This is a genomic window from Nocardia sp. NPDC058497, assembly GCF_042720195.1.
In the GTDB taxonomy this organism is placed as follows: Bacteria; Actinomycetota; Actinomycetes; order Mycobacteriales; family Mycobacteriaceae; genus Nocardia.
On record NZ_JBHXMY010000575.1, the window covers coordinates 1 to 3691 of the forward strand.

Annotated in this window: 1 protein-coding gene; it reads left to right on the top strand. The window is 65.6% G+C overall.

The window, feature by feature from the left end:
• Nucleotides 1-7 precede the first annotated feature (7 nt).
• Nucleotides 8-3691, top strand: a 3684-nt coding sequence (locus ACFWPJ_RS27465; protein WP_378855584.1) for an SDR family NAD(P)-dependent oxidoreductase, incomplete at its 3' end; no start/stop codon positions are given.

A 3691-nucleotide genomic window follows, 5' to 3' on the forward strand; every position in this document is an offset into this window, starting at 1 on the left:
TTCGGAAATGCTGATTTCCACGCTGTTCGCACAGACCGGATTGTTCGCGGTCGGGGTGGCCACCGCGCGGTTACTCGAATGGTTCGGCCTCACTCCGGATATGGTCGCCGGACACTCCATCGGCGAGATTGTCGCCGCACATGTGGCCGGGGTGCTTTCGCTGCAGGACGCGGTGGTGCTGGTGGCCGCGCGGGCACGGTTGATGCAGGCCTTACCGCCCGGGGGTGCCATGGCCGCACTCACCGCGACAGAAGCCGAGGTGGCGGCCGTACTGTCGGAGTTGCCGGTGCCCTCAGTGGGTATCGCTGCGGTCAATGGTGTTCGCTCAGTGGTGATCTCGGGCTCGCAATCCGAGGTCGAGGCCGTCGCGGCGCGGCTCGCGGATGCGGGCCGGGTTCGGTGGTTGCAAGTATCGCACGCCTTCCACTCGCCCTCGATGGACCCGATGCTGGCCGAGTTCGCACAGCAGCTGGCAGGCCTCGAGTGGCGTGAACCCTCAATTCCGATCGTGTCGAATCTGTCCGGAGTGCAGGCGGATTCGTCGATGCTGTCACCGTCGTACTGGGTGTCGCATGTCCGCGAGTGTGTGCGTTTCGCCGACGGCATCCGAACACTTCACGAGTCCGGGGTATCGAGGTTCGTCGTGGCCGGTCCCGATGGCGGATTGACCGGATTGATCAGCGCCGCCGGGGACGAGGACACCTTCGATGCGGATGTGGTCGCGGTACTGGGCCGCAACCGCGCGGAGTCGGCGAGTCTGCTGACCGCCCTCGCAACCGTGGATTCCACCACAGGTGGCGAGACGGTCTCCTGGAAGCGGTTGTGGGAAAATACGTCTCGTCATCAAGTGCCGTTGCCGCTCTATCCGTTCCAGCGCCGTCCCTATTGGATCGAAGCGTCCGCGGCCGGCACGGTCGCACCAGGGCCGAACATGGTCGAGGAGCTCACCGCGCCAGAACAGCGATTGCTGGCTCTCGACTGGTTTGCGCAGGCCGATCCGGCCCCGCCAACGGTGCTGTCAGCGACTGAGTACTTCGTCACAGCCGAGAGCTTCATCGACTGGATCGCCGGCTGCTCCGCTGCTCCGGCCGTGGTCGTATTCGACTTGCGCGACTGGCCTGCCGGTACAGCGGTTGTGGATCGACTCCACCACGCCGCGCACGAGATGTTGACCGTGCTCCAGGCATGGCACGGTGAAACTCGCTTCGAGCACAGCACTTTGGTGGTTCTCACTCGGCACGCTGTGGCAGATGACGCGATCTCCGATGTCGCTGCCGCTGCCGTGTGGGGTTTGGTGAGATCGGCACAGTCGGAGGATCCGGGCCGGATCGTCCTCGCCGATATCGACAGCACGGTATCCGGTGCGACGCTGGAGGCGGTGCTCGCGCAGATCTTGACCTGCGGTGAACCGCAGGTCGTCATCCGTGACGGCGTCGCCCATCTGCCGCGAATGAACCGTCTGCCGGTCTCGGATCGCCGGTCGGTGCGGCGGGACTTCTCCGAGGGCACCGTCGTGATCACAGGTGGCACAGGCGGTTTGGGAGCACTGCTGGCGAGGCATTTGGTCAAAGCCCATGGCGTCCGATCCGTGCTGCTGGCATCCCGTCGTGGCCACGACGCACCCGGAACGAGAGACCTCCTCACGGAACTCACCGATGCTGGCGCACACACTGCGGTGATCGCCTGCGATGTTTCGACGAAAGCTGGGGTGCAGGATCTGCTCGCTTCGGTTCCGCTCGACGCGCCGTTGACAGGCGTGATCCACGCCGCGGGCGTACTCGACGACGGTGTGATCGCGACTCTCACCCCAGACCGGCTCGATACGGTTTTGAGTGCCAAAGCCGATGCGGCCTGGCAATTGCACGAGGCCATGAGCGCACTGGATCCTGCGCTGTTCGTCCTGTTCTCCTCCACCGCCGGCGTATTCGGCGTTGCGGGACAAGGCAATTACGCTGCGGCCAACACGTTTCTGGACGCACTCGCCGAGTACCGGCGCGCGCGTGGGCAGGCGGCGACATCGATCGCCTGGGGACTGTGGGACTCCGGCCGCGGTATGGACGCTCGCCTGCGCACCGAGGACACCTCCCGTTTCGCCCGTGACGGCATAACGGCAATGGCCGTCGAACAGGGCTTGGCCTGGTTCGACGCGGCCATTGCGCAGCACCGGGCGAGCGTGATCGCGGCATCGGTGGACCAGGCCGCACTGGCCGACCTGGGGCAGTCCGGGACATTGCCGCCGATCCTGCGGGCGTTGGTTGCGGTCCCGCGGCCCACCAGCATGCCCGAGGCCCTCCACCGGCCGGTCCTGCGAGAACGCCTCGCCCATCTCCCCGACGTCGAGGTAGGGGACGCGGTGCTCGAGACGGTGCGTACGCATGTCGCTCTCGCGCTCGGTCACGACGACTCTGCGGGCATCGATCCCGAACGCAATTTCCGTGAGCTGGGCGCGGATTCACTGACCGCGGTGGAGATTCGGAACCGGCTGAACAAGGTCACCGGCCTACGATTGCCTGCCACGCTGGTCTTCGACTACCCGACACCGGAAACTGTCGCACGGTTCGTGATCGCGCAACTGCACACCGATGGCCCAGCCGCGCACCCGGACGTGACTGCAACACCGATACCGGTCGCCGACGAGCCGGTCGCGATCGTTGGTATGGGATGTCGCCTGCCGGGCGGGGTGTCCTCACCGGAGGACTTGTGGGAGTTGGTGATCGCGGAAGGCGATGCGATCTCTGCGTTCCCCTCCAACCGCGGATGGAACGTCGAGAATCTCTTCGATCCCGAACCGGGTGTAGCTGGAAAGTCGTATGTGCGCGAAGGCGGCTTCCTGCATGATGGCGCCGCGTTCGATGCCGAATTCTTCGGTATCTCCCCGCGCGAAGCACTCGCGATGGATCCCCAGCAGCGAGTGCTGCTGGAAACGACCTGGGAAGCACTCGAACATGCCGGAATCAACCCGAATACCCTGCGCGGCAGCGACACCGGCGTCTTCGTCGGCATCGGCAACACCGATTACGGGGGCGATCCCGCTGCAGCGACCGGCTACGAGGTAACCGGCACCTCACTGAGTGTGGCCTCGGGCCGCATCTCCTACACCCTCGGCTTGGAGGGCCCGGCGGTCTCGGTCGACACCGCGTGCTCCTCGTCGCTGGTCGCGCTCCATCATGCCGCGCAGGCGCTGCGATCGGGCGAATGTTCCATGGCCCTCGCCGGTGGTGTGACGGTGATGGCGAATCTGAATGTGTTTGTGGGCTTTTCCCAGCAGCGCGGACTGGCTGCCGACGGCCGGTGCAAACCGTTCGCGGAAGCCGCCGACGGCACCGCGTGGGCGGAGGGTGCGGGCGTTTTGGTCATGGAGCGGTTGTCGGAAGCTCGTCGGCTCGGGCACGATGTGCTCGCAATCGTGCGTGGCTCGGCGATCAATCAAGACGGTGCGTCGAACGGATTGACCGCCCCGAATGGTCCTTCCCAACAGCGAGTCATTCGCCGCAGCTTGGCCAACGCCGGTCTGACGGCTTCGGATGTGGACGTCGTGGAAGCGCATGGAACCGGCACCGTTCTCGGGGATCCGATCGAGGCGCAGGCGATCCTGGCCACCTACGGTCAGGATCGTCGCACCGACGCACCGCTGTGGCTGGGTTCGCTGAAGTCGAATATCGGCCATACCCAGGCCGCTGCGGGCGTAGCG